25 protein-coding genes and 2 tRNA genes are annotated in these 25,715 nt (G+C 32.5%); 18 read left to right on the top strand and 9 right to left on the bottom strand.

The window, feature by feature from the left end:
- Positions 1–59 precede the first annotated feature (59 nt).
- From PKN74_RS05645 to PKN74_RS05710, 14 genes are all read left to right on the top strand, one after another.
- Complete coding sequence (locus tag PKN74_RS05645; RefSeq protein WP_472309447.1) at positions 60–887, top strand: MBL fold metallo-hydrolase; 828 nt, start codon at positions 60–62, stop codon at positions 885–887.
- A gap of 20 nt (positions 888–907) precedes the next feature.
- A complete protein-coding gene (locus tag PKN74_RS05650) occupies positions 908–1,366 on the top strand; it encodes an NfeD family protein (protein ID WP_472309449.1) in 459 nt (152 codons plus the stop codon).
- A gap of 62 nt (positions 1,367–1,428) precedes the next feature.
- A complete protein-coding gene (locus PKN74_RS05655; RefSeq protein WP_472309451.1) occupies positions 1,429–2,340 on the top strand; it encodes an SPFH domain-containing protein in 912 nt (303 codons plus the stop codon).
- 17 nt (positions 2,341–2,357) lie between these two features.
- The gene (locus PKN74_RS05660) at positions 2,358–2,879 is read left to right on the top strand and encodes a hypothetical protein (protein WP_472309453.1); all 522 of its coding nucleotides are present in this window, start codon (positions 2,358–2,360) and stop codon (positions 2,877–2,879) included.
- A 94-nt stretch (positions 2,880–2,973) separates the two neighbouring features.
- Positions 2,974–3,645: a protein disulfide oxidoreductase gene (gene pdo, locus PKN74_RS05665; protein ID WP_472309455.1), complete on the top strand. Its 672-nt coding sequence runs from the start codon at positions 2,974–2,976 to the stop codon at positions 3,643–3,645.
- 43 nt (positions 3,646–3,688) lie between these two features.
- A complete protein-coding gene (gene trxB, locus PKN74_RS05670) occupies positions 3,689–4,651 on the top strand; it encodes a thioredoxin-disulfide reductase (RefSeq protein WP_472309457.1) in 963 nt (320 codons plus the stop codon).
- A gap of 120 nt (positions 4,652–4,771) precedes the next feature.
- Positions 4,772–5,047, top strand: a complete 276-nt coding sequence (gene rpsO / locus PKN74_RS05675; RefSeq protein WP_472309459.1) for a 30S ribosomal protein S15 — start codon at positions 4,772–4,774, stop codon at positions 5,045–5,047.
- 297 nt (positions 5,048–5,344) lie between these two features.
- Positions 5,345–7,429 (top strand): polyribonucleotide nucleotidyltransferase, encoded by a 2,085-nt coding sequence (locus tag PKN74_RS05680; RefSeq protein WP_472309461.1) that lies wholly within the window; start codon positions 5,345–5,347, stop codon positions 7,427–7,429.
- A 99-nt stretch (positions 7,430–7,528) separates the two neighbouring features.
- Positions 7,529–8,755, top strand: a complete 1,227-nt coding sequence (locus PKN74_RS05685; RefSeq protein ID WP_472309463.1) for a M16 family metallopeptidase — start codon at positions 7,529–7,531, stop codon at positions 8,753–8,755.
- A 30-nt stretch (positions 8,756–8,785) separates the two neighbouring features.
- Positions 8,786–9,826, top strand: a complete 1,041-nt coding sequence (locus PKN74_RS05690) for an HD-GYP domain-containing protein (RefSeq protein WP_472309465.1) — start codon at positions 8,786–8,788, stop codon at positions 9,824–9,826.
- A 2-nt stretch (positions 9,827–9,828) separates the two neighbouring features.
- On the top strand, positions 9,829–10,494 hold the full coding sequence (locus PKN74_RS05695) for a metal-dependent transcriptional regulator (RefSeq protein WP_472309467.1): 666 nt from the start codon (positions 9,829–9,831) through the stop codon (positions 10,492–10,494).
- A 43-nt stretch (positions 10,495–10,537) separates the two neighbouring features.
- The gene (locus PKN74_RS05700; RefSeq protein ID WP_472309469.1) at positions 10,538–11,350 is read left to right on the top strand and encodes a purine-nucleoside phosphorylase; all 813 of its coding nucleotides are present in this window, start codon (positions 10,538–10,540) and stop codon (positions 11,348–11,350) included.
- 17 nt (positions 11,351–11,367) lie between these two features.
- Positions 11,368–12,357 (top strand): DHH family phosphoesterase, encoded by a 990-nt coding sequence (locus PKN74_RS05705; protein ID WP_472309471.1) that lies wholly within the window; start codon positions 11,368–11,370, stop codon positions 12,355–12,357.
- Between the two features lie 83 nt (positions 12,358–12,440).
- Complete coding sequence (locus PKN74_RS05710; protein WP_472309473.1) at positions 12,441–13,766, top strand: hypothetical protein; 1,326 nt, start codon at positions 12,441–12,443, stop codon at positions 13,764–13,766.
- 344 nt (positions 13,767–14,110) lie between these two features.
- Here PKN74_RS05710 and PKN74_RS05715 read toward each other — a convergent pair whose 3' ends face one another.
- Positions 14,111–14,260, bottom strand: a complete 150-nt coding sequence (locus PKN74_RS05715) for a hypothetical protein (RefSeq protein ID WP_472309475.1) — start codon at positions 14,258–14,260, stop codon at positions 14,111–14,113.
- Between the two features lie 458 nt (positions 14,261–14,718).
- On the opposite strand from PKN74_RS05715, the gene PKN74_RS05720 reads away from it, so the two are divergent.
- Both PKN74_RS05720 and PKN74_RS05725 read left to right on the top strand, forming a co-directional pair.
- The gene (locus PKN74_RS05720) at positions 14,719–15,102 is read left to right on the top strand and encodes a VOC family protein (RefSeq protein WP_472309477.1); all 384 of its coding nucleotides are present in this window, start codon (positions 14,719–14,721) and stop codon (positions 15,100–15,102) included.
- A gap of 159 nt (positions 15,103–15,261) precedes the next feature.
- Positions 15,262–15,882: a sugar O-acetyltransferase gene (locus tag PKN74_RS05725; protein WP_472309479.1), complete on the top strand. Its 621-nt coding sequence runs from the start codon at positions 15,262–15,264 to the stop codon at positions 15,880–15,882.
- Positions 15,883–16,072: 190 nt separating this feature from the next.
- Here the strand turns inward: PKN74_RS05725 and PKN74_RS05730 are convergent.
- Positions 16,073–16,162 (bottom strand) — tRNA-Leu (locus PKN74_RS05730).
- Positions 16,163–16,361: 199 nt separating this feature from the next.
- On the opposite strand from PKN74_RS05730, the gene PKN74_RS05735 reads away from it, so the two are divergent.
- Both PKN74_RS05735 and PKN74_RS05740 read left to right on the top strand, forming a co-directional pair.
- Positions 16,362–17,675, top strand: a complete 1,314-nt coding sequence (locus PKN74_RS05735) for an NAD(P)/FAD-dependent oxidoreductase (RefSeq protein ID WP_472309481.1) — start codon at positions 16,362–16,364, stop codon at positions 17,673–17,675.
- Positions 17,676–17,733: 58 nt separating this feature from the next.
- A tRNA-Gln gene (locus PKN74_RS05740) sits at positions 17,734–17,808 on the top strand.
- Positions 17,809–17,865: 57 nt separating this feature from the next.
- Here PKN74_RS05740 and PKN74_RS05745 read toward each other — a convergent pair.
- The 7 genes from PKN74_RS05745 to PKN74_RS05775 all read right to left on the bottom strand — a co-directional run bounded on the left by PKN74_RS05745 (position 17,866) and on the right by PKN74_RS05775 (position 25,427).
- Positions 17,866–19,794 carry a peptidylprolyl isomerase gene (locus PKN74_RS05745; RefSeq protein WP_472309483.1) on the bottom strand — a complete coding sequence of 643 codons (1,929 nt, stop codon included), beginning with the start codon at positions 19,792–19,794 and terminating at the stop codon, positions 17,866–17,868.
- A 159-nt stretch (positions 19,795–19,953) separates the two neighbouring features.
- Positions 19,954–20,934, bottom strand: coding sequence for a thiamine pyrophosphate-dependent enzyme (locus PKN74_RS05750; RefSeq protein WP_472309495.1), 981 nt, complete (start codon positions 20,932–20,934; stop codon positions 19,954–19,956).
- Between the two features lie 13 nt (positions 20,935–20,947).
- Positions 20,948–22,117 (bottom strand): pyruvate ferredoxin oxidoreductase, encoded by a 1,170-nt coding sequence (gene porA, locus PKN74_RS05755; protein ID WP_472309485.1) that lies wholly within the window; start codon positions 22,115–22,117, stop codon positions 20,948–20,950.
- A gap of 15 nt (positions 22,118–22,132) precedes the next feature.
- The gene (locus tag PKN74_RS05760) at positions 22,133–22,441 is read right to left on the bottom strand and encodes a 4Fe-4S dicluster-binding protein (protein WP_472309487.1); all 309 of its coding nucleotides are present in this window, start codon (positions 22,439–22,441) and stop codon (positions 22,133–22,135) included.
- Positions 22,434–23,009 (bottom strand): 2-oxoacid:acceptor oxidoreductase family protein, encoded by a 576-nt coding sequence (locus PKN74_RS05765; RefSeq protein ID WP_472309489.1) that lies wholly within the window; start codon positions 23,007–23,009, stop codon positions 22,434–22,436. The genes PKN74_RS05760 and PKN74_RS05765 overlap by 8 nt, the downstream gene beginning before the upstream one ends.
- Positions 23,010–23,041: 32 nt before the next feature.
- Positions 23,042–24,649, bottom strand: coding sequence for a glycoside hydrolase family 57 protein (locus PKN74_RS05770; protein WP_472309491.1), 1,608 nt, complete (start codon positions 24,647–24,649; stop codon positions 23,042–23,044).
- A complete protein-coding gene (locus PKN74_RS05775) occupies positions 24,630–25,427 on the bottom strand; it encodes a DUF4912 domain-containing protein (RefSeq protein WP_472309493.1) in 798 nt (265 codons plus the stop codon). The genes PKN74_RS05770 and PKN74_RS05775 overlap by 20 nt, the downstream gene beginning before the upstream one ends.
- Positions 25,428–25,715 lie beyond the last annotated feature (288 nt).

A 25,715-nucleotide genomic window follows, 5' to 3' on the forward strand; every position in this document is an offset into this window, starting at 1 on the left:
AAAGGTGAAATTAAGGTAGAATTAATACCTGATAAATAAATTAACAGGGGTTGTCATAGTTGGAATTTATAATTAAATCGAAAGCACTTTATACAACTTGGGTTTTTTACAAACCAGAAAGAGTGCTTTTTGACGCAGGAGAAGGAGTTAGTTATGTATTAGGTAATAAAATATATGGGATAGAAAAGATTTTTCTTACGCATTCTCATGTAGATCATATAGCTGGTTTATGGGGTATAATAAACACACGGAATAATGCAATGGGTAGTAGAAATAAAAAGTTAGAAATATATTATCCTAAAGGTTCTAAGGATATTGTAGAATATCTTGGGTTTATTGAGAAAATGAACAAAGGCTTAAGATATCCTTTAGAAATACATGAACTAAGTTTATCCGAGATAGTTCCTCTAAATAGCAAAAGATTTCTCAAACCTTTTAAAACCAGACATACACCTGGAGAAATATCTTTCGGATATCAAATACTCGAAAAGAGAAAAAGACTAAAACCTATGTATAGAGATTATCCACAAGACGTAATAAAAGATTTAATAGTTAATCAGAAAAAAGACATTTTAGAAGAATATGTAGCTAATATCTTAACCATAACAGGAGATGCCCTACCTATATCGCCTGAATTTATCAAAAACTGCGATACTTTAATACACGAATGCACTTTTTTTGATGAATCAGACAGAAAAATAAGAAATCATACTTCACTTCCAGAGTTAAAAAAATTAATTAAGGTGGAGCCTCCTAGACGATTAATTGTGTATCACGTCTCAAGTAGATACAACCGGCAAATCAATAAAGTTAAAAATGAATTAAACCTAGAATTTCCACATATAGAGATAGAGATAGTTCATCCAGAGAGGGTTACGAAAATATAGCTGAAATGGGGGTTATTAAAATGGGTCAATGGGGTTTATGGGTTATATTTGCAGTAATATTTGCAATTGCAGAAGCTATGACACCGACTTTCTTTTTCTTATGGTTTGCAATTGGTGCTGGTGTAGCAGCAATAACATCTTTGTTTATAGCTTCTGTTTCTTGGAATTTAGTTATTTTTCTACTTGTTTCATTTACACTTTGGCTTTCTACTAGGAAATTAGTTAAAAAGTTATACAAAAACGCAGCTGATTTAAAAACATTTCAGGAGCAAATTGTAGGAAAGAAAGGTAAAGTTATAAAAGTAGATGAGGATGGAGAAAAAATCGTAGTAAAAATCAATGGAGACACATGGCGAGCGTATCCTGATGAATATGAAGAAGAAAAGTTAAAGGAAGATGACGAAGTTTTTATTACAAGGAAGTCAGGAAATTTTGTTTATGTAAAAAAAATAAGACCAAATGATAATGAAAAACAATAAGGAAGGAAATTGTAAATAAGTTTAACAAATTAAGTTATAGAAATAGAAAGGGGGAAATAGGTATGATAATAGTTTTAATAATAGTAGTGCTTTTTTTGATTATTTTAGCTTCAATAAGTTTAAAGATAGTTAGACCATTTGAAAAAGGTCTTGTAGAAAGGTTGGGAAAGTTCCATAGAATCGCTGAACCAGGACTTAATTTCATAGTTCCTTTTATAGAAAGAATGATCAAGGTCGATTTGCGTGAAATGTTAATCGATGTTCCTCCGCAAGAAGTAATAACGCGAGATAATGTGATAGTGACAGTTGATGCGGTTATTTACTATGAAGTAACAGATGCATATAGAGTAATATATAATGTTGCAGAGTTTATTCCTGCTGCCATAAAATTGGCCCAGACTAATTTGAGAAATGTAATAGGCGAACTAGAATTAGATCAAACGTTAACTTCAAGAGAAAGAATAAATACAAAATTAAGAGAAGTTTTAGATGAGGCTACTGATAAGTGGGGCGTTAGAATAACTAGAGTCGAAATCAAAAAAATAGATCCACCTCAGGATATAATGGAAGCGATGAGCAAACAAATGAAGGCGGAAAGAAGTAAAAGGGCTATAATTTTGGAGGCAGAAGGTTACAGAGAGGCTGAAATTACAAAAGCTGAAGGAGATAGAAACGCAGCAATACTAAGGGCAGAGGGAGATGCGGAAGCCGTTAAGAAAATAGCAGAAGCACAGAAATTTAAACTAAGTACCGAAGCAGACGGTGAAGCTGAGGCTATATTAAAAGTTTTTGATGCCATTCATAAAGGTCGTCCAACAAGTGAACTTATTGCTATTAGATATCTAGAGTCATTAAAAGCGATTTCTGATGGTAAAGCAACAAAAATTTTTATGCCTTATGAAATCTCAGGCCTTTTGAGCTCTGTAGCTGCAATAGCTGAAATATCAAAAGATAATATACCATTAAGCAAATAAAAGGTAAAGAGGTAAACATGATTTTTTTGGAAACATTTTTACTCAATACGGTTGCTCTTATTTCTGCATTTAATATAATAAAAATGACTGTTTTAAAAAATCGTCAAATATATGCTTTTACACAATTTTTTAATGTATATGGAGCAATGGCTTTCTTGCTCCTTCTTTCCTATGTGAAGTTTGCAACATACTATTTAATAGTTCTTGATTTTCTTTCTTTCTGTGTTTTGATGTTATTTTATATTAGAGCATTTGACGCATCAAATAAAAAGTTTCACGAAAGATTTAAAGTAATTATCTTGTCTTTTGGTTATAATAAAAAGACATATTTTAATACTTTTTTATCAAAAAAATTATTAGCGAGAGGTTTTGAAGCTTATTTTGCTGGTATAGGTTTTTTCTATCTAGTTAATAAACTGTTTTTTTTAATAAATGATCCTCTAAATCCTCTTATGGTGATTATACCTTCTATTTCATTTTTCTTCGCATCTGTCATCAAGATCAGCAAAAATAATAAAGTATATAAATTTTTAATGTAACTTCAACAAAAAAATACTAAAATACCTAATAGGTGTATATTAAGTACTTTAAGAAAGAGAGAAATTTGTATAAAATAAGTGGAGGTTTTGAAAGATGGAGAAACTATTGGATAGAGAAACTAGAATTAAAGTTCAAGAAATTTTAGAAAACATGGAAGATAATGTTCAGTTGGTACTCATAAAAGGTTCAGATGATTACTCTGAAATTTTAGAACAGTTATTAAATGAGTTAAAGGAGTTAAATGATTTAATAGAGGTTAAAGTTTTCTCTGCCGATTCCTTTGATTATGATCTTTATGAATTAGACAGAGATTTATTACCGGCAATGTTCATACTTGACAGCGAAGGTATCGATTATGGTATAAGATTTTATGGAGTTCCTGGAGGACATGAATTCATAACACTATTACAAGATATTTTGATAATTTCTACCAAAAGAATCATTGATTTTAGTGAAGAAAATATTGAAAAAATTAAAAGTATAGATCAGGAAATGAAAATTAGAGTTTTTGTTACCCCTACCTGTCCGTATTGTCCAAAAGCTGTTTTAGCGGCACACCAAACTGCAATAATCAACACAAACATTATAGGAGAAATGATAGAAGCAAATGAATTTAAAGACCTGTCTGATAAATATAACGTTAAATCTGTGCCTCATACAGTAATAGAAGTAAAAGAGAATGGAGTTTGGAAGATGAAGAACCAATTTATTGGAGCTTATCCTCAAAACAATTACATTCTGGAAATATTGAAAGCAGTTCAATAGAAAGTAAATAAATTAAAAGAAGATTTTCAGAGGGTGAAAGGATGTGTTCTTCAAGATTGATGGATTTACAAAAAAACCAGAAATAAAAGAAAAGTATGACTTAGTAATAATTGGAGGCGGACCTGCGGGTTTAACAGCAGCTCTTTATGGAGTTCACGGAGGTGCGTCTGTTTTAGTGCTAGAAAAGGCATTGGAAGGCGGACAAATGAATACAACAGATATAATTGAGAATTATCCAGGTTTTAAGTCAATAAGTGGCGAAGAACTTTCTAGACTTATGAAAGAACATGCTGCAAAATTTGGCTCAGAGTTTTACTCTTCAGAAGTTATTGGTCTAGAGTTCAGAGAAGATTTAATTCTAACAAAATTGGATGATGCCAATACTATAAAGTCTAAAGTACTTATTATTGCAAGTGGTTCTAAACCCAAAAAATTGAACGTTAAAGGTGAAAATGAATTTACCTCGAAAGGTGTTTCTTATTGTGCTACATGTGATGGACATTTTTTTAAGGATAAAAAGGTGGCAGTTGTTGGTGGAGGCAATTCAGCTGTTGAAGAAGCAATTTATCTTTCTAACATTGCAAAAGAAGTTCATATTATTCATCGTCGAGATAAACTGAGAGCCGATAAGTTATATCAGGACAGAGCTTTTTCGAGAGATAATATTAAGTTTAAATGGAATTCTGTTGTAGAAGAGATAAAAGGAGACTTAAAGGTAAAAAGTTTGGTTATTAAAAACACAAAAACTAACGAGGTATATGAAGAAGAATTTGATGGGGTTTTTATTTTCATCGGAATTTTACCTGAAATTAGTTTTTTGCCTAAAGATCTTTTTGAAACAGATGAATACGGGTTCTTAATTACTGATGAAAATATGCTTACTAATATTTATAGAGTTTATGCAGCAGGAGACGTTAGGCACAAGGAAATCAGACAAATAGTTACAGCCGCTTCAGATGGTGCAATAGCTGCTTCAAACGCGATTAGACAGTATTTAAACTTATAGGACAAAGATAAAATTGACAAATTGTAAATATAATTGTATAATATATGAGAACCTTAACTCAGTTTAGGGAATATTCCCTTCACTTGGTTAAAGGAATAATATTCAGGAGGTTTAAGGTAGATGTCTAGGGGATTAGACCCAGAAATAAAAGAACAGATTATTCAAGAATTTAAAATCAGCGACAAAGATACAGGTTCTATAGAAGTACAGGTAGCTCTTCTAACCGCAAGAATTAAGCATTTAACCGAACATTTGAAGGAACATCCAAAAGATTATCATAGTAGACGTGGCTTAATGACTATGGTTGGAAGAAGGAGAAAGATGTTAAAATATCTTAAAAAGAACAAACCTTTAGTCTATCAAGATATAGTTACAAAATTAGGAATAAGAGGGTGAATTAATCAATCGATAAAAAAGCGGGGCTACTAGCTCCGTTTTGTTTTTGTATTTAGATCAAATATTTGCAAAATTAGTACTTTAGAGATAAATAATTACCAAAAAATGATATCAAATTTAAGGAGGTTTGATGAAGAGATTTCCTTCACTTCATCTGTTTAATAGGATCAGAGATCCAAAAGAATTTAAAGGTTGAAGAAAGGAGGTATTTAATGAAAAAGCGAATTTTATGATAAGTATTAAATAGCATTTTTAGAAATTCAAAAATATCTTGTGCAAGAGACGGGAGGTAAAAAGATGAAGGTATGGGAAAAAGAACTTTTTGGAAGAAAACTTCGAATTGAGTATGGAAAAGTTGCAAAGCAATCGTTAGGATCGGTGGTGTTAACCTATAATCAATCAACTATACTGGTTACAGCTGATGCAGTTGAAGAACCTGCAAAAGGTGCAGATTTTTTCCCTTTAACAGTTGAATTCCAAGAAAAGTTTTATGCAGTGGGGAAGATTCCCGGTGGATTCATAAAAAGAGAAGGTAAACCAAGTGATGAGGCTATTCTTGCTGCAAGGCTCATTGATAGGCCTATTAGGCCTCTATTTCCTGAAAACTTTTATAATGAAGTACAAGTTATAGTAACAGTTTTTTCAATGCTTGGAGACGATAGCATTGAAACTTGGGGAATAACTGGATCATCTCTTGCTTTGAATCTTTCTCCAATTCCATTTAATGGCAGAGTTGCAGGTGTGAGAATTGGATATGCTGATGGTGAATTTATAGTTTTTCCAACTCAAGAGGAGCTGGAAAGGTCTAAAATGGATATAGTTGTGGCTGGTACTAAGGAAGCATTAACAATGGTGGAAGGAGAAGCTTTAGAAATTAGCGAAGACGAAATGATTAAAGCATTGATGTTTGCCCACGAGGCAATTAAAGAAATTATATCTTTTGAAGAAGAGATCATTTCCGAGTTTAACATCGAAAAATGGCCAATAAAAGAAGATCGAGTACCAGAGGAATTTATAAAAGACTTTTTATCTGTTATTGATGAAATTGAATTAAAGAATGCTTTATTCACTCAAGGAAAAAAGAATCGAGATAAAGCTATTGCCAAGTACAAAGAAGATGTATATGCAAAATTTGAAGAAGAATTTTTAGACAAATGGGGAGAAAATTTTTATATAGAAAAATTTTCTTTTCTAAATAAAGCATTTGAAGATAAACTGCAAAAAACAATGAGAAGTTTTATCATTAACAATAACAAAAGAGTAGACGGAAGAGGTTGTGATGATATAAGAGAAATTCTCTGTGAGGTAGGTTTAATACCAAGAGTGCATGGTTCAGGCCTTTTTACAAGGGGAGAAACTCAATCTTTAGCTGTAGTAACATTGGGTGCACCGATGGACGTTCAATTAGTTGATACAATATTTAGCGACGAGGAAAAAAGATTTATGCTTCATTATAATTTCCCTCCATTTTCTACAGGTGAAGTTAAGAGACTACGTGGGGTAAGTAGAAGAGAAATAGGACACGGTCACCTAGCTGAAAGAGCCCATAAAAACCTTATTCCAAGTGATATAGAATTTCCCTATACAATCAGAGTCGTATCAGAAATCTTAGAATCAAATGGTTCTTCTTCAATGGCAAGCGTATGTTCCGCTTCATTAGCTCTTATGGATGCAGGAGTTCCAATAAAAAAGCACGTTGCAGGTATTGCAATGGGTCTCATTTTTGAAGAAGAAAAATTTGTTATTTTAACCGATATATTAGGTATGGAAGACCATCTTGGAGATATGGATTTCAAGGTTGCTGGAACTAGAGATGGTATTACAGCATTTCAGATGGATGTTAAGACAAACAAGATTGATGAAAAAGTTCTAAAAGTTGCATTGGAAAAGGCAAAAATAGGAAGGCATAAAATTTTAGATTTGATGTATGATACTATTGCAGAACCCAGAAAAGAATTATCTTCAGAAGTACCTATAATTAAAGTAATTAACATACCTGTTTCTAAAATTGGAGAGGTTATAGGGCCTAGTGGAAGAGTAATAAAAGAAATAAGTGAGATCTATGATGTTGAAATATTTATTGAGCCTGATGGGAGGGTTAAAGTAACAGGTAGAAATCTAGAGAAAGTAAACGGGGCTATTGGGCATATAAAAGAGATGACCGAAGAAGTAGAAAGAGGGAAAATTTTTGAAGGTACTGTAAAAAGAGTAGAGAACTATGGTATTTTTGTGGAAGTTTTACCAGGAAAAATTGGAATGCTTCATAAATCGAATTTAAAGGATAAAGTTGAGGCTTTTAAAATTGGAGATAAAGTGAAAGTAGAAGTCTTGAGTGTGGAAGATCAGGGAAAGTTTCAATTAAAGCAGCTGAAAGATGAGTAAAAAACGTGCGGATTATACCGCATGTTTATATTAATTATATGACGTACGTCATATAATTAATATAAACATGTAGAAGAAAACAAAAAGGAGTAGATGAGTTTGAATAAACACGAAAGATTAAACAACGGAATAGATGCAATTTTAGTACAAAGAGAATCTATGTTGAGTGCATCTATACTTTTTGGAGTAAAAGCAGGATCAGCTATGGAAAATGAAACTAATGCAGGAATTTCACATTTGATAGAACACTCTGTTTTTAGAGGCACAAAAAGAAGGGATAGCATTCAGATTAAAAATCCAATCGAAGAGGTGGGGGGAGAATTAAACGCATTTACATCCAAAAATTTTACAGTTTATTTTTCTAAAATACCTACTATGAAAATAAGTGAAGCAATTGATATTCTTTCTGGATTAGTTTTTGAACCTAACTTTAAACCTGAAGATATTGAACGTGAAAAAAGTATAATATTAGAAGAAATCGCCTCCTATGAAGACGATCCTGGAAGTATTGTTATGGAAAATTTGTATCAAAATATATATGATGAAGATTTTGCAAGACCTGTTTTGGGATATAAGGAAACTATAACTAACATCAATTATGACATGATTATGGAATACTACGGAAAATTTTATAACCCTTTAAATGTTGATGTCGTAATAGTTGGAAAGTTTGATGAAGATAAGGTTTTAAGTCAACTTAAAAGTATTAATTCGAAGAAAGATCACTTTACATTTAAAAGAAAAATAAAAAGCCCTAAGATAAAAAACGAAAACGTAAAGATCGAAAGAACAAAGAAAGACCTTTCATCAAGTTACATGGTTCAAGGGTTTGAAGCTCCCCCTAAGTTGAGTAAGGATTATTATGCAACGCTAGTATTAAACACATTTTTAGGGAGTGGAATGAGCTCGTTGTTGTTTTCAAAACTTAGAGAAGAAAATGCTTTAGTATATGAAGTAGCCTCTCATTATGAAGCTTATCCTTTAAGTGGTTTATTGCTTTTCTTTACTTTATCAAGCAATGAAAAATTGCCTGTGTTAAAGGATAAATTCCAAGAAATAATAGAAATGATTCAAAATTATGACGAGGTTACTAAGTGGTTTAACTATGGAAAAAATCGATTAATAGGTCAATTGACTTTAAGCATGGAAAACAATTTGTCTCTTGCTTTAACCACTTTTGATTTATATGTAAATTATGATAAAATCATTACAATGGAAGAGTTTATTGATAGAATAGAAAATGTAAATATTGAAGATGTAATTAGAATTGCAAAGGATATATCTCAAAGTAATAGATATATTTCTTTGCTTTACCCAGATAAATAAAATATAGTATATAGAGGTGGGTAGATTAAAATGAAAAGTGTTCCTTTTTATGAGTTAAAACCCGGTCAAGTTGTTGCGGAAGATGTATTTAAAGGCTCAACTCTTTTGATAGCAAAAGGTACTGTATTGAAAGCAAGAGATATCGAAAGGCTTAAAAATCATGGAATAAAAAGTGTTACTGTTTATGATGAAAACGATTTTATCGCTGGTAGAATAGAAGAAAGAATAACTGTTCAATTTGAAGATATTCCACCTTTAGTAGAAGAAGAAAAATATACACAGTGGCAAGAACAATTTGAATTTGTTAAAGATATCACCTATCTAAAAGAAGATACATCTGAACTTGAAGCTTTAGTTGAAGATATTTATAAAAAATTTTTAAAAGCTGATGATCTTGTTTTAAATCTTTTTCATTCTATAGGTGAAAAGGCGTTGAATGCACATTCAATAAATACTGCTATAATTTCAACTTTAGTTGCATCAAAGCTTGATATGCCAGAATTGTTTTTAAACTACTTATTAAAGACATGTTTATTACATGACATTGGATATAGTTTGATTGGTAGTAGAGTGATATTTGATTATGAAGATTTAGATGATGTAACTGTAAGGTCACATATTTTATCCGCTTATGAAATGTTAAGGGGCATTCAAAAGGAAATAGGCAAAGATGTAGTGGACTCTGTTTCGACTCATCATGAAAGGTTTGATGGAAATGGTATTTTTATGAGATTAAAAGAAAATTCAATAAGTCCTTTGGTAAGAATACTTCAAGTTGGGGATGCCTATGATTCTTGTATAGAAGTAGGACATTCACCGTATGAGGCTATGAGTTTTCTTTTAAGATATTCTGGATTAATTTTTGATCCTTATTATGTCAGTGTATTTTTTTCAATTGCCGGTTTATATCCTACCGGAACAGAAGTTATATTAAATAATGGAAAAAGAGCCATTGTTATCAGAAAAGGGAAAACTTCCTCCTTCCCAGTGGTTAAATTTGATGATATTATTATTGAAACTGGTGTGGAGTCTGGTTTATTTATTAAAGAAGTTGTTAGAAAGGGAGAATAAATTTGGAAAATAATCTTTCTGAAAGTTTGGAAAATTATCTAAGAGCCGTATATACTTTACAAATAGATGGAAAAGTCCCTAGAATTAAAGATATATCAAATATGTTAGCTGTCAAAGATGCATCAGCTGCTGAAGCTATTAAAAGATTAGAAAAAGAGGGATATGTTAAACACGAGAGATATGGATACGTTAATTTAACTGATAAAGGTATGTTGGCGGCTGAAAGGGTTTATAGGAGATACATTATTTTAATCGATTTTCTCGTCAATGTTTTAGGAATATCAAAAGAACAGGCATATAATATAGCTTGTGGAATTGAGCACCACATGACAGATAATTTCTATATATCGTTAGATGGCCTAATGCTTTTCTTAAAGAGGAATCCAATAGAATTTAATAAAGCAAAAGAATTCATTTCAAAGTATCAAAAGTCTATGCCTCATGATTTAAAAACTACCCTTTGGGATTTAGAACCTTCCGAATCTTGTGAGGTTTTAGATATTTCTGGAGGGGAGAAACAAAGAAAAAATTTGATTAGCAAGGGGGCGACCCCAGGTTTAAGAGTAAAGGTGGTAGGAAAAACACAAAACTATATCGAAGTTTTAGCTAATGAAATAATAATAAGACTTACCAAAAATGAAGCAAAACATGTAATAGTTGCTGACTAAGAAAATTTAAAAAGCAAATTATTAGAGAAAAGGAGAGAAATATATGCCTTTGGAAATAGAAAAAGCTGCTCAATTCATAAAAGAAAATACCGATGTAAAACCTGTCATTGGAATGATTTTAGGGTCAGGGTTAGGATATATAGCAAATAAAGTTGAAAATCCTACTTTTATAAAATACGAAGATATCCCGTTTTTTCCAGAGTCTACAGTAATTGGTCACGAAGGAAGTTTAGTTGTTGGCACAATTCAGGGCGTTTCTGTGATAGTATTAAAAGGACGTTTTCATGCTTATGAGGGAACAGCTTTAAAAAAGATAGTATTCCCTATATATGTGATGAAAAATTTGGGAGTTCAAGGTTTAATAATAACCAATGCAGCCGGTGCGATTAATAGAACCTATAATCCTGGGGATATAGTGGCAAACAAAGATTTTATAAATTATGCCTTTAAAAACCCACTTATTGGTCCTAATTTAGATGAGTTTGGGCCAAGATTTCCTTCAATGGTTGAGCCAGTAGATAAAAAATGGCTTAAAGCTATTATAGAAGAGTCTAAAATGCAAAACATCGATATTAAAGAAGGTATTTATCTTTGGACTCTTGGTCCTTCTTATGAAACTCCTGCAGAAATTAAATTATTTGAAAAATTAGGAGCAGATTTGGTTGGAATGTCTACAATGCCGGAAGTGATAGCTGCAAAACATGTAGGGTTAAAAGTTGTTTCCTTTTCTGCAGTAACAAATATGGCTGCGGGTATTCTTCCACAACCTCTAAGACACGAAGAAGTTCTACAAGTGACTGAAAGAATAAAGAATAGGTTTGAAAAAGTTGTTTATAATGCAATAAAGTTATTTTGAGATAGGGGGATTTTTAGTTGCATGATGTTGACGAAAAAGTGGTTGCTTCTGAAATAAAAAAGAGTAATAATATATTGTTGGTGGGTCATATTCTTCCTGATGGAGATGCTGTTAGCTCCTTAGTTTCTATGTCCTTAGGGCTAGAAAAACTTGGTAAGAGAACTTTGGCTATTATTGATGATGAGATTGGAGAGTATCTTTTAGAATTTCCATTGGTTAAAGAGAAGATAAAAAGATTAGATAGCGAAATCGAGCAAATGATGTTTAATGAGTTTGATTTAATGTTAATCTTAGATGCTTCCTCCCCTGATAGAATAGGAAGAATAGAGAAGTATTTAAGCTATTTTCATGTTATCGTCATTGATCATCATATTACCAACACATACTATGGAAATATCAATTGGGTTGATCCATCTATGGGAGCAACTGCACAGATGATTTACAAGCTATTAAGCTTTTTAAATGTTGATTATGATGAGCAATTAGCTACGATGAATTTACTTGGTATTGCAACGGATACAGGATTTTTTAAGTATGAAAATACTGGAGCTGAAACATTTAGAGTAGCTGCAAGTTTGACAGAAAAAGGAGCTAATATTAGTTATATTTCTAACAGAATTCATGGAAATACTCCCGTAGAACATATTTATTTATATAGGGACGTTATCTCAAAACTCAAATTGGCATCAAAAGGTATGATTGCTTATTCTTTAATAACACTTGGTATGCTTTCCAAATATAATATTCTTCCGAAAGATTCTCCATCCCTTGTGGAAAATCTTCGTTCGATTAAAGGAGTAGAAGTAGCTATGGTCTTTCAAGAGTACGAAAAGAATTTGTACCACGTTTCTCTTAGATCGAAGGAATGGGCTGATGTGTCAAAAATTGCTTTAGAATTTGGAGGGGGAGGTCATCCGAGGGCAGCTGGATTTTCCATTAGGACAGATAATATTGATTTTGAAATACAGAAAATAGTCGAATATATAACGAATTTTTTGGAAAATTAAATTGTATTTGTACTGACTTTTTTCCCATATATAATTATATAAAATTAACCTATTAACATTGAAAAAAAGGAGGAAAAAGTATCATGCCCACAAAAAAAAGGGGAAAGGAAATTTTTTTGATTTTTATTTTAACAATCATTTTCGCTTTTTCTGTTTTTTCTCAGGACATTTTAGAAATTATACCTTCGGAATCAAAAGCTGTTTTTTATTTTAAAGATTTAACAAGCGTATACAACGATTTGAAATCAGTGCCAACTACTAAAAGTTTACTGCTAGAACCATTTAATGGTGAAATGCTTATATCTGCTTTAATGCAGATGTACTTTGGAGCCTTGAAGGTTGATTACCAAAATTTTATGAACCAATTGGATATGGTTGATCTTTCTGTATTTATTCAGGAGAGTAGCGAAAAATACTATTCTTTTGGGTTTGTTATCGGTCCAATGAAAGATATAAAGGCATTTTCTTCTGATTTGAATTTATTATTAGAACCAATAGAAAATTCTGGTTTTAATCTAAAGTTTATTCAGCAAATCTTAGATAATGCAGACTATTTGGTTATTGTACAAGATGAAAGATTATATGAATCCTCAAAAAAAGGTGTGGAACAACTAAGTAATCTAACCCAGGGGAAAAATGGATTATATTATATAGTAAATACTGAAGATTATCAAGGTAATGGGTATTTTTATGTTCAAGATAACTTAATGATAGGCAAAAGTATGGGTAATTATAATCCTGATTATGTTGATAAGAGTTTTGTTAAAGAACCGAGTGAATACCCATTTTTTGATAATTTGTTTTTTGTCTCTGGTTTTATTCCAAGAGATTTAGATCCTTTTGCAAGTATAATAAGCAATTTTATGGATTATCAGACATTAAAGAATATTTTTGCATTATCAAATGGAGTAGAAGTTAATGCTAATATATTATCTATTAATACCAATGAAAGTTTTTCAAAAATTTCTGATAATAACTACATTAAGTTAAAAACTGAAGCTAAAATTGACGATATAATACCCTTATTGAAAGAAAAAAATATTGAATACAAAAAAACTTCTCAAAATACTCTTGAGTTTTATATAAAAGAGGAAATAGTTAAACAAGGTAACAAGAAGACTACAGTTAAATACACATATTATGTTTGGAAAGATGAATACCTTTTTATTTCAAGAAATAACCAAAAGGATTTACAAAAAATAATGAATAAAAAACCTAAATTATCTGAAAATTCATTGTTCAATAAATTGAGTAATAAAATAGAAACTGGAGATATAGCTTATTTATTCTTAGATATTACATCTATAATTAGACAGTATGGACCAGGTTTAAAAGATGAAAATGGCTTATTATTAAGTGTAAAAGATATTGGTGAAAGGAAACTTGAGATTAATTTTGTCCTACAATAAACTTTTCTTTTAATAGAGCGAACAGGTCTCCCTGTTTTAACCAGAAATTTGCGGACTGAGTTACTGGGGCACAATGGTATGATCTCAGATTTTGGCAGGGCAGCACTTTTGAACCGTTAGCAGGACACATGATTCTCTTTGAGTAGGAGGTTGGCGTTGAAACCAATCACGTAAGCATTGTTGAAACGGGTTGAAAGCGAAACTGTTTATACCGTGGAGGGAAATTTTGGTAACGCAGCAGGCAAAAACACTCATTCTATTGGCAGGAGCGTTATCTATGGCTGCGGAACCACAGGCTTAGTAAAAAAGAAACTGACAGTTTTAAGCGACTGATGCCTAACAACTTAATATTTTGAAATTGGACTTGTTCCTTCATATGAATGCATAAATCTGTTATTAAAATTATTTTGAATAATATAAGACTTTTCATCTGCTTCTATGTTCTGTCGGGCTCTTTCACAGCCATTTATTTGATATTTGAAAAGCTTCTGCATAATCACTTGTGCCTCCAAAGCCAACTGCAATCACAATCTCTGTGAGTGATATATTGGTATTTTGCAAAAGGTCAACACTTTCATTAAAGCGCTATTGAGTGAGGTATGTATTTGGTGTTTGAGCTAGATACTTTATAAACAGCTTACGGCAGTTGCTTTGTCTTACTACACCAGAAGTAGTAATATCTGCAATAGATATTTTTGTGTGACTTTTTGAATGAATCCTATCATATTTTTTATGGAAGTCAGATCACTGCTTTGAGGCTTTCCTCTGTTATCTGCAGCGGGTACATTTTCATAGAGCAAATTCCATACTTTCAAAAAAGCTGTCAGTACCTTTATTGGTGAGGTTTTTTATCCTTGCAAGATTGTTATTATATTGCGAAGAAATATGGTAGACATATTATGAGTTGCGCCCTATAATTAGAAATGTTATCTGTATCAAGGGAGGAGAAAAGATGAAAATAGAACATATAGCAGTCTATGTAAAAGACTTGGAAGCATCAGCTTTATTTTTTGAAACATATTTTCAAGGTAAGAGAAACAGCAAGTACAGAAATGAAAAAACTGGTTTTTCTTCTTACTTTGTCACTTTTGATAACGGAGCAAGAATTGAATTGATGAACCTGCCTTCTGTTGCGGATAAGCCAGTAGATATTCCATTTTATGGATATGCGCACATTGCTTTTCAGGTTGGATCAAAAGAAAAAGTAGACGAATTGACAAAGCGACTTGAAGCAGATGGTTATCAGGTTATGAGTTATCCCAGAATGACCGGCGATGGTTACTATGAGAGTTGTATTGCCGATTGTGAAGGAAATTTAATTGAAATTACAGAATAGGAGAGCATTATGCGAGAAGAAGAAACAATTATGGCTGGTATCTTGTTCGTCCCCCCGTGATTTCGAACTAAAAGAAATTAAGCTGAAAACATATAATCTGAATATGGTTTATTTATAACGCAACATACAATGATTTAACCGTCAAGGAGGAAATCTCAAATGAGTATGAAAGACAAAATGCACACGGGCGAGCTTTATTTGCCGGGAGATAAGGAAATTATGGAGTGGCAAATGAAATGCCTTGACAGACTGTACGATTTCAACATGACACGCCCAACAGAATTTGAAAAGCGTCAGGGACTTATGAAAGAAATGTTTGCTGAAATCGGCGAAGGCTGTTATATTGAACCGCCTTTCCACTCTAATTTTGGTGGTGCTCACTGTCATTTGGGAAATAATATATATGCTAATTTTAATCTGACAATGGTCGACGATACCCATATTTATGTGGGCGATTATACAATGTTCGGTCCTAATGTTACCGTAGCAACTGCGGGACATCCCATCCTGCCAGAACTTCGTGAAAAAGGGTATCAATATAATGCACCTGTCTATATTGGTAAAAACTGTTGGATTGGAGCCGGGGTAATTATTCTACCAGGTATAACTATCGGAGATAATGTTGTAATTGGCGCAGGAAGCATTGTAACAAAGGATTTGCCATCAAATGTAGTTGCTGTTGGAAATCCATGCAAGGTGCTTCGTGAAGTGAATGAATATGATAAAGAATATTACTTCAAAGACAGAAAAATAAATTATTCAGCATTAACAAAGGAATAATGATTTGATTGAGAAAATATTGAAAATATTGGTGTTCGAATTTCAGTATGCAGGATTTTTTTGTATTTAATGAAATTAGGATGTTCTTAAAAAGCATCTCGTCATGAGCAGTTTGAAATAAAAGACAAATTTATTCATTATCTTTTTTGAACACATCTCAAAGGATTTACGAGCTATGGCTATTGTAATTTGGTGCCGAGGGCGGGAGTTGAACCCGCACGAGGTTCTCCACCTCAGCGGATTTTGAGTCCGCCGCGTCTGCCTATTCCGCCACCTCGGCATAGGATTGATTATTCATTAATTTTTGATAATACAAATTTATTATACTATAATTATATTAGAATGTCAAGGTAAATTGTGGTTACAACGGTATATGGACTATGCTTTGAGTTGATTCTACTTTGAAATTTAATACTGTATAAATTTTAAAAATAAAGGTATTTATATTACATAAAAATTTTTAAACAGGAGGGAATGTTTTGGAAAAAATAGCCCTTATAGGTTTTGGAGCATCAGCAATTGGTTTTTTAAAGGGTTTCGAAGAGTTTAAGTTAAATGACAGATACGTATTAGATGTATATGAAAAAGGTGAAGACATTGGAAGGACAGGTTTTGGAGGATTGAAATATGACGGTAAACTTTTTATATCTAAAGGAATGGGCGGAGACTTAGAGATTCCAATAAATGTACAAAAAAAAGTTGTTGAATTTTACTTAGTAAAGTCGGGATTGGCTAAAATAGATGATAAAGGTAATTTAATATTTTCTGAAAATATTGAAAAAGGGGCTTCTTTTGAGAATGAAGAATTATATAAGAAATTTTATCACGCTGGTTTTGAGCCAATAAGATCGTATTTTTTTCATCTAGGAACAGATTTACTAACTGAAACAGTACAAAAAATTTATGAAGGTTATGTAAGAGTTAAGAACATTAACTTTCATTTCGGTGAAGAGATTGTAGGTGTAATTCCGAAAGGAAAAGAGATTGTGGTTGTTGGTAAAAAAGAAGAGAAAATTTATGATAAAGTTATAGTTGCAGTAGGAAGAAGAGGACATAAACTGGTAAACGATATGGTTAAAAACCATCCTGAGCTGATTTTGTCCAATGATAAAGTGGATCTAGGAGTAAGATATGAATTACCGGATCATATAGTAGAAGATTTAAACAAAGAAATGTATGAATTTAAAATACGACTAAGGTCCAAAACGGGCTATATAGTTAGAACATTTTGCAATAATCCCTCAGGAAAAGTTACCATCGAAAGATATGATGATTTTCTCACAGTTAATGGCCATGCTAACTCCAAACAGAAAACCTCTAACACCAATTTTGCAGTATTAGTTACCCATTCTTTTACTCAACCTTTTAATGATCCCGTTGGTTACGGTTCTTACATCTCAAAACTTTCAAATATACTAGCAGGAGGTGATAAAGTAATACTTCAATGTTATGAAGATTTTAAAAATTCAAAAAGAACTAAGAAATTAGGGAGGGTAGAGCCTACATTAGATTCTAGTTATTATATTCTTGGTGACTTAAATTTGGCGTTACCTCGTAGAACCATTGAGTCTATCATTGATTTTTTGGAAAGACTTGAAGGAGTCATTCCTGGAATTACTTACCCGGATAATCTTTTATATGGGGCAGAAGTAAAGTTTTACACAAATAAAATAAACAACGGATTTTTTGAAAATATGAAGATTATAGGCGATTGTAGTGGCTGGACTAGATCGATTACATATGCTACAGCCCATGGATATATGCTAGCTAAGAGTATGTCTGAAATGAACTAAAAGTTAGTTGACAAAGTCCGAATCATATGTTATAATAAAGTTCGGGACAATAAGTAATTGGGACGTAGCCAAGCGGCAAGGCGACGGACTTTGACTCCGTTATTCGTAGGTTCGAATCCTACCGTCCCAGCCAATGACATAAATAATCGGGGAGTTTCCTCCCCGATTATTATTATTTTACTTAACTTAACTATTGAGTTTCTAATTCAGATTCTAATTCAGAGGCACTTTTAGTTGATTCTTCTATAGATTTTCGTGTATCTTCGATTAATTTATCTATATCAGAATAATATTCAGGATCGATCTCTTTTATTTTCTCTAAATAATACAATTTTAAATCATCTAATTCTAACATTTCAGTAAGATCTAATCCGACCTCCAAAGCCTCTAATTTTATACTTATCTCTGCCTCTTCTGAATCTATAACTGATTGAACGTTGACAAGAATTTCATTGATTGGTTGTTGGAAAAACATAAAAAGGTATTGAGGGCCAAGATAATTTATATACTGTTTTAATTGATTCATTTGTAATTCAGAATATTTTACTTTAACTTTAAGGTCTTGTGGATTAAGTTGATAATACAATTGCACTACAGAAGAAGAAGAAGGATATTGAGCAAATAAATCTGCCAACACTTTCGTTAATTTAGCTCTGGTCTTCTCTAATTTATTTTCTAAATCGCTTTTGAAAGTCTCCGCTTCTTCTAAATTATGTATTCCTAAGTCTTCAACTAGATCTTCCGCATTTAGGAAATCTCTAGCAGTTTCGTATTTTATTTTTTCGTCTGTAATTTCGTCACCTTCGTTTAACAATTGATTTAGTTCTTCTATTTTCTTGTTTATTTGTTCAAGACCTAAGCTAGCTATATTTGGATCAACTTTTTGGGAAAAAGATATATAATTATTCAAAATGCTTAAATGATTATAATAACTATTTAACAAATCTGTCGTTAACAAGGTATATATAGCAAGATAATCTGAATCTACTTCCAAAGATATATCATCGCCATCAAATATAATATTTTCGAGCTCTTTAGCCAGATTTTCTTTGGATTTTTCATCTAGATCTAATGAATAAATCATGTGAACATACAGAAGCTTAGTGTCATAATAGTTTCTTCCAAAGTTCTCTTCTCTCTTATAATTGGCTAACCATTCCTGAAATTTTTCTTCTTGGAGAGTATTTTCTATTTCACTGTATACATCTTCATATAAAAATACATCCTGAGGATTTTCGAAAACCTTCTTATCTGTTACTCTTATCAAATGAAAACCATAGCTAGTTTCTATTGGTCCTACTATTTCTCCTTTGTTTGCATTAAAAGCGGCGGCTTCAAAGGTTTCTTCTAATTCCCCATGTTTTATCCATCCTAGATCTCCAGAACTTGTTGCATTACTTGTGTCTTGAGAATAAAGGGAGGCAGCTTCTTCAAAAGTTATCTTTCCATTTATAATATCATCTTTTACTTGGTTAGCAGTATTTTCATCTGATACAAGTATATGTTGAACTTTTATCTGTTCATAATTGTATTTAATATTATCGAAATTTTCTTCGATATACTTCAGAGCTTCTTCTCTAGATATAGAGGCAACAGCAGTTAGTACATTGTTTTCAAGTAGACTTAAAGCTAATAAACTTTTTACTGCTTCCTCGCTTCCATAATAATTTATTAAAGTATTCCAATTATTTTCATTAGACTTAAGATTATTGAGAGCGCTATTTAACGATTTGGCGTCTGGCAAAAGATTGTTTTGCTCGGCATAGTATTGAATCAATCTTTGATCGTAAAGCATATCAACAATTTGATTTTTAAGAATGAGATAGTCGAACACAGGATCTAACTTTTGACCATAGTATAGTTGATATAACTGAGCTTGCTGTTGAGAAAGAGAATTAACTTCATCCTTCATTATCCAGTAAGGATATTCGAGTTCTATTCCATCTTTAGTAATTACCAAAACTGAACTCTCTTTACTGAATGTGTAATCTTGATTTAGAGATTGACTTCTTTTTGATGAAAGATACGTAGCAATCGACCACCAAACAATACCTGCTAAAAAACCTGCTATAACCAAAATGGTGATAAGCTTCTCATATTTTTTAAACCAGTTGTTCATCTATATATTCCTCCTAATTTATAAAGAATAATTAGTAAACTTCTTTTTTTACAATTTACTTATTTGCAATTTTATCACATTTTTCATTAAAAATTGCAGATATTCTATAATTAAGAAAAAGGGGATAAAAATCCCCTTTTAATGAAAAAGAACTTTGACTTAAATTTTTGTTCTAAGAGGCTTGTCTTTTGTTAATTCTTCAAGGGCAAGCAATCTATCCCATTTGGCATTCACATAATTTTGTAATTCTTCTAATATTTCGTTGGCGTCAGGTCTCTTCATTAGTTTGTTGTATCTACCTAGTTTTGTAATATATTCTTTAACTGGTTTGAAAGTTTTAGGTTTTTTGGTAACCTTGTAGACTCCCATGTTATATTCCCACAAAGGCCAATATTTGGTCTCAACAGCTAATTTAGTGACTTCGACTCCAGAATCATCAGGTATTCTCCAGAATCTCACACAAGGAGCCAATACAGCAATGAAAGCAGGGCCACGGAATTCGAGAGCTTGTTGCATTTTTCTCATAAAATCCCAAGGTTCTGAAGTGACAGCTGTTGCTGCATAGACTCCTTCATGACCAGCTACTATATCAACAATACTTTTTTTTAACTGCAATTTTCCGGAGGAAGCTTTACCTATAGGTTCTGTTGTTGAATCTGCACCAGGAGGTGTGGAACCAGACCTTTGGTTACCAGTGTTCATATATCCTTCGTTGTCATAGAGGATATAAACAAAATCATGTCCTCTTTCTATGGCACCAGAAAGAGATTGCAAACCTATATCATATGTGCCCCCATCTCCTCCAATTGCTATAAACTTGATTTTATCGTTATCGATTTTCTTTCTGTTCTTTAAGGATCTATATGCCGCTTCTGCTCCTGAAATAGTTGCTGCAACATTTTCAAATGCATTGTGTATGTAAGGTACATTCCAAGATGTGTAAGGAAATATTGTTGTTGATACTTCTAAACATCCTGTAGCAACTCCTACAACGGGTTCATATCCTAAGCTTTTAGCAGCAAGTGTAGCCCAGTTTGCAACCATTGGGGCGTTACAACCTGGACAAAGCCTATGCCCTTGGGTAAAAGCCCAATCATTATTTTCAACGTAATCCACTAAATCTCTTATATTAGGCACAATTGTCCACCTCCAATTATTCTCTTAATCCTAAATATCTTTGTTCGTCAGCGAGTAAATTACCATTAAAAGCGTCTTCAAAAGCTTGTCTTATCATTTTAGGAGATGTGTTTCTTCCTCCTAAACCATAAATATAAGAACCAAGCTTCGGTCTTGAAGGTACTTCATATAATGCAGACTTTATTAATGAATATAAAGGAGCTTCCTTACCAAAGGACATAGCTCTATCAAGTATAACTACTCCTTTGCGACCGTTTAAAGCCTTTTGGAATTCTTTTTTTGGAAACGGTGTGAATACCTGAGGCTTAATTAAACCAACTTTTTTTCCCTCTTCTCTCAACTCATCTACAACATATTTTGCTGTAGATGCTGTTGAGTTCATTACTACCATTATATAGTCAGCATCATCTGTTTTATATAAATCAAGAAAATCATATTTTCTGCCTGAAATTTTTGCAAACTCTTCAAAAACTTTTGGTAGTTCTTCATAAGCATTATTCATAGCCTCTTCCTGTTGTCTGTGATGTTCAAAATAATAATCGAATAGATCTACAGGTCCGAAGGTAACAGGATTTTCGGTATCAAGAAGAGAATATTTTGGATTCCAAGTTCCCACGAACTCTTTTACTACTTCGTCGTCCAGCATTTCAAAGCTTTCGACACCATGCGAAGTTATAAATCCATCTAAATTAACCATAGCTGGAAGCAAAACATTTTCTTTTTCAGCCAATTTAGTAGCAATTATCGTAAAATCGTAAGCTTCTTGATGGTTCTCTGTAAAAAATTGAATCCATCCTGAATCTCTGGCCAACATTGCATCAGAATGGTCACAATGAATGTTCAACGGCCCAGAAAGGGCTCTATTTACAAGAGGCATTATAATTGGTAATCTATATGAAGCAGCAATATATACGATTTCTATCATTAAAGCTAAACCATTAGCAGCAGTTGCAGTCATAGTTCTAGCACCTGCAGCAGCAGCCCCTACAACAGCACTCATAGCTGAATGTTCAGATTCAACTGGGACTAATATCGTATCAACCATTCCATCTGCTACAAATGTTGCATAATATTCGACCACAGGTGTTTGTGGAGTGATTGGATAGGCTGCAACAACATCAGGATTAATTTGTCTCATCGCTTGAGCTACAGCGTGAGCTCCTGTAACAGTTAATTTTACAGGCATTTATCTTAACCTCCTTTATTCGTCAATAAATTCTGATTCTGGTTTCATTACAATCGCGTTAACTGGGCAAACCGCTGCACATACTCCGCAGCCTTTACAATATTCCATCTTGAATTCTCCAAGTTTCATTCTTTTACCTTCGATACTACCCTCTATTGACATATCGGGACAATATAGCCAACATTGCATACAATTTATGCACACTTCTCTATCAATCACTGGCCTTGAAACTCTCCATTCACCAGTTTTATATAGTCTAGAAGTAGCTGGTTTGTCAATAACCCCACCAATGGGAATTTCCTTCCATCCTTTAAGGTTACTCACTAAACTTCACCTCCTGGTATCCTCTTTCTAATGCCCTGATGTTAGCTTGTACAACTGCTTCGGAAAATTTTCTAGCAAATGCTGCTCTTATCCTTTGTTTTACCGCATCCATGGGAACAATATCAGTTGCTCTAATTAATGCTCCTATCATGGCAGTGTTTGGAATTGGACGTCCTAATTCTTCTAAAGCAATTTCAGTAGCTGGAACTAGCCCTATTTTACCTTTAAATTTTGTTAACTTCCTAACTTCTTCGATACTTCTTGTAGTATTTACCAGTAACAATTTATCCTCTTTTAGTCCACTGGTAATCTCCGGATTTTTCAAAAGAGTGTCATCAATTACACATACGACATCTGGAGTTTCTATGTCACTTCGAAGCCTAATTGGGACATCCGCGATTCTGTTGAATGCTTTCATAGGAGCGCCTGTTCTTTCGGCTCCATATTCTGGAAATGAAGTTGAATACTTTCCAGATTCCTCTGCAGCTTCTGTTAAAAATTGAGAAGCACTTTTAGCTCCTTGTCCAGCTCTTCCATGCCATCTTATTTCAAAATATTTTTCAGGCACTTGTTATCCTCCTTTCAATAGTGTGAATATTTTTAGTAATTGCTTGAAAAAATTTGGTAATCTAAATCTTTGAATATCCCATCTACCCATTCATAATAGCGTAATTTTTGCTCGTTTATTTTTCCCTCTTTAAGCATTTTTTCTAATTCCAGAAAGCGGTTAACGCAGTTATTAATTTTCATTTTTGCATATTCAACTGTGGTATTTGTTGTCATTATGAAAGGCCAATCGCTTGATTGCACTAAGAGAACTTCGCGAGCCATTTGATTCAATATTCTTCTTTCTAAAGTGGAAGGATTTTCAAAGGTATTAGCCCACCAAATCATTCTTTCAGTTATTTCATAAATATGCCTATATATCCAGCTATTTGAAAAATTTAACCATACATCATGGTAACCTTGAGCTCCCCAAGAAGATTCGGCCGGGGTAACTATTTGGACATTTTCTATAGTATCTAATATTTCTGATGGGGTATGAGTTTCTAAATAATCATTTTCGGCTAGGATTCTGAAAAGCTGTTCTAAAAACATAGGACCTTCATACCACCAATGACCAAATAATTCAGCGTCAAAAGGTGCGACAATTATAGGAATTTGATTTTCTAAGCCACTTGTAAGTCTTTCTACTTGAGACATTTTTTTTAGTATAAAATCTTTTGAATGTTCTTTTACAGTTTCTTTTGCTTCTTTAAGATCATACAATTCTTTTTTATCTAAGGGAAGAGATTTATCTGTTACTCTATAATATTTAATACCAGTGTTGCATCGAGTACCACTTTTATCTATATAAGGTTTTATATATTCTTCTTCTCTCTCAAAACCTATATCTTTGTAAAATTCCCTATATCTAGGATCCCCAGGATAACCTACTTCTGAGCTCCATATTTGTTCACTTGATTCAGGATCTCTAGCAAACACAAAAACTCCATTGGGGGTGATAACAGGTCTATAGACTCCATATCTGGGAGGAGGGGAAGCATAGAGAAATGCATGAGAATCGACAAAAAAATATTCAATCTTTTCTTCACGAAAATATTTATCTAGTCCATCAAAATAAGCGCACTCAGCTGACCACATACCTCTGGGGCGTTTTCCAAAATTTTTTTCAAAAGTTGAAATAGCTACCTTTAACTGGGCTCTTATGGCTTCCGGATACTCCTTGTAAAAAGGTAAATATGAATGGGTTCCATTACATGTTATCACTTCGATGTAACCTTTATCTTGAAATTCTTTGAAGGCTTTCAGAATATTCTGACTATATTGATCATAATATATTTCCATAGCATCGATAAACTCTTGCCTATAATGAATAGCAGTTTGCCATTTTTTCCAATTTTCATTTTTAGTTCTTTGAACTTCTTTTTCTGATAACTCTATTAATTTAGAAAGATGCTTTAAATATTTCGCTTGTAAACTATTTGAAGTAAGCATTTCAATCAAAGGAGGAGAAAAACTTATAGTTAATTTAAAAGGGATCTGATCCTTCTCGAGAGATTTAAATACTTTTATCAAAGGAATATAAGTCTCTGTAATTGCTTCAAATAACCAACGTTCTTCCAGAAATTCTTCAAAATCGGGGTGATGGATGTATGGCAAATGTGCATGTAAAACTAACAATAAGTTACCTTTGATTTGGAACATTTTGGGAACCTCCGTCAGAGATGAAGGGGAAAAGTAACCTTCTGTTATTAATGTTTATTTTACTGCTAACTTTAGTTAATTGTGTATATTTCTCTTCTGTATGTTTGCTTTCTTTTTCTTCAACAATGATTTCTTTACCTTTTAATCTTAACCATTTCTCTTTTTCAAATTGTTTTTCAGAAGAACTAGGTGTTGTTACTTTATTTGATTCTAAAAGAGTTTTAAAAGAACCATTTTCATCGCTTGTTCCTATTTGAGCTACGTATGTTGAATTTTCTCTGGGAACATGAAAGAAATAATCGGATATAGTGTCTAATATAATCTTTTCTTCAAAAACATCTTCTTTTTTTATTTCTTTTTCTGTCGGAACTTCTGTTAATCTAAGAGATAATTCTGATTTATTTAATTTTTTGAGTCGTTCTTTTGTCTTCTCAGAAAAATCCCAATAAGTATAAACCCAGCGAGGATTAACAGGGATTAATTTTATTTTGTCTTTGTTGTAAGTTTTAGGTGGTTCCCCTTGAGATAATTCAAAAATCTGCTTTTTTTCTTGCGGATATTTTTTGGTGGTAGCAATCTCCTGTTTGTAAGAATCAATTTCTAATGATTTTTCAATTTTTTCAATTTCTTTCAAGATAAGTTTTAGGATTTCTTTCTTTTTCATATTTCTTTTTAGTTTTATACCCAAATTCTTTGCTATATTTCTTAGCTCTTGAATGGTTGGTTCTTCAGCTTTGAAAGTGTTCAGTAGTTTTTTATCTACTTTTTTTGTTTTCAAGAATAAAACCCCCTTAAAAAATTTATTAACATTAAGGGTATAATTTATTAAAACTTTCACATTTCTAAAAAAGGTTATAATGGTTTTACAATATATTTTATCACAAAATTAATTAAGAACATATCGATTATTTATTAATTTTATGATATTCAACTTAAATAAAAATTAGAGGGAAATTTACAAAATCGTGTTGACAAAAATATATCATTGTGATATTATATAATTCGATAGGGAACGGAGCGTAGCGCAGTTGGGAGCGCGCCGGTCTTGGGCACCGGAGGTCGCTGG

The sequence above is a fragment of the Defluviitoga sp. genome (genome assembly GCF_035349255.1).
Classification (GTDB): Bacteria; Thermotogota; Thermotogae; order Petrotogales; family Petrotogaceae; genus Defluviitoga.

Bases quoted from the DNA above. Each gene is read 5' to 3' on its own strand.
- PKN74_RS05680 (WP_472309461.1), top strand. From the start codon at position 5,345: ATGAAGGTATGGGAAAAAGAACTTTTTGGAAGAAAACTTCGAATTGAG.
- PKN74_RS05720 (WP_472309477.1), top strand. From the start codon at position 14,719: ATGAAAATAGAACATATAGCAGTCTATGTAAAAGACTTGGAAGCATCA.
- PKN74_RS05700 (WP_472309469.1), top strand. From the start codon at position 10,538: ATGCCTTTGGAAATAGAAAAAGCTGCTCAATTCATAAAAGAAAATACC.
- rpsO (WP_472309459.1), top strand. From the start codon at position 4,772: ATGTCTAGGGGATTAGACCCAGAAATAAAAGAACAGATTATTCAAGAA.
- PKN74_RS05660 (WP_472309453.1), top strand. From the start codon at position 2,358: ATGATTTTTTTGGAAACATTTTTACTCAATACGGTTGCTCTTATTTCT.
- PKN74_RS05725 (WP_472309479.1), top strand. From the start codon at position 15,262: ATGAGTATGAAAGACAAAATGCACACGGGCGAGCTTTATTTGCCGGGA.
- porA (WP_472309485.1), bottom strand. From the start codon at position 22,117: ATGCCTGTAAAATTAACTGTTACAGGAGCTCACGCTGTAGCTCAAGCG.
- PKN74_RS05710 (WP_472309473.1), top strand. From the start codon at position 12,441: ATGCCCACAAAAAAAAGGGGAAAGGAAATTTTTTTGATTTTTATTTTA.
- PKN74_RS05655 (WP_472309451.1), top strand. From the start codon at position 1,429: ATGATAATAGTTTTAATAATAGTAGTGCTTTTTTTGATTATTTTAGCT.
- PKN74_RS05690 (WP_472309465.1), top strand. From the start codon at position 8,786: ATGAAAAGTGTTCCTTTTTATGAGTTAAAACCCGGTCAAGTTGTTGCG.
- pdo (WP_472309455.1), top strand. From the start codon at position 2,974: ATGGAGAAACTATTGGATAGAGAAACTAGAATTAAAGTTCAAGAAATT.
- PKN74_RS05770 (WP_472309491.1), bottom strand. From the start codon at position 24,649: ATGTTCCAAATCAAAGGTAACTTATTGTTAGTTTTACATGCACATTTG.
- PKN74_RS05745 (WP_472309483.1), bottom strand. From the start codon at position 19,794: ATGAACAACTGGTTTAAAAAATATGAGAAGCTTATCACCATTTTGGTT.
- PKN74_RS05650 (WP_472309449.1), top strand. From the start codon at position 908: ATGGGTCAATGGGGTTTATGGGTTATATTTGCAGTAATATTTGCAATT.
- PKN74_RS05715 (WP_472309475.1), bottom strand. From the start codon at position 14,260: ATGCAGAAGCTTTTCAAATATCAAATAAATGGCTGTGAAAGAGCCCGA.